Source organism: Paraburkholderia sp. BCC1885, from assembly GCF_900996235.1.
Classification (GTDB): Bacteria; Pseudomonadota; Gammaproteobacteria; order Burkholderiales; family Burkholderiaceae; genus Paraburkholderia.
In genome coordinates, this window is sequence record NZ_CAAJGM010000051.1 from 1 (window position 1) to 602 (window position 602).

1 protein-coding gene is annotated in these 602 nt (G+C 70.8%); it reads left to right on the forward strand.

The window, feature by feature from the left end; all coding sequences use genetic code 11:
• The coding region (locus tag FQ755_RS04255; protein ID WP_260858291.1) for a TolC family protein at positions 1–460 on the forward strand (460 nt) is incomplete at its 5' end.
• Positions 461–602: the final 142 nt, after the last annotated feature.

Consider the following 602-nt stretch of genomic DNA (forward strand, 5'->3'; position numbering starts at 1 on the left):
GTGGCGCGCGCCGGAACTGAGGCTGGAAGCCATCACCCTGCCCGCCGAACTCCCGGCCACGGTGCCCTCCTCCCTGGCACGCCGACGGCCCGACATCCAACAGGCCGAGGCCGAACTGCATATCGCCAGCGCCCAGGTCGGGACCGCGACGGCGGCGCTGTATCCCGAGCTCACGCTGTCGGCATCGGGCTCGTTCGACGGCGCCTCGGCCAGCAGGCTGTTCTCGCCGGCCGGCCGTGCCTGGGGCATCGGCGCCGGCTTGAGCGCCCCGCTGTTTCGCGGCGGCACGCTCTGGAACCAGCGGCGCGCCGCGCAGGATGCGCTCGCGCTGGCCGACGCGAACTACCGCCAGGTCGTGCTGAAGGCCTTCTCCCAGGTGGCCGACAGCCTGCGCGCGCTGGCCGGGGACGCGCAGGCGTTCTATGTCGCGCTCGGTGGCGGCTGGACCGATGCGCGCTGATGGATATCGTGACTTTGGACGAGGCGCGCGATGAAACTGAGCTTTCTTGGTGCAACCGAAACGGTGACCGGCTCGAAGTACCTGGTCGAGCATGGCGGGCAGCGCCTGCTGGTCGACTGCGGGCTCTTCCAGGGCCCGAAGA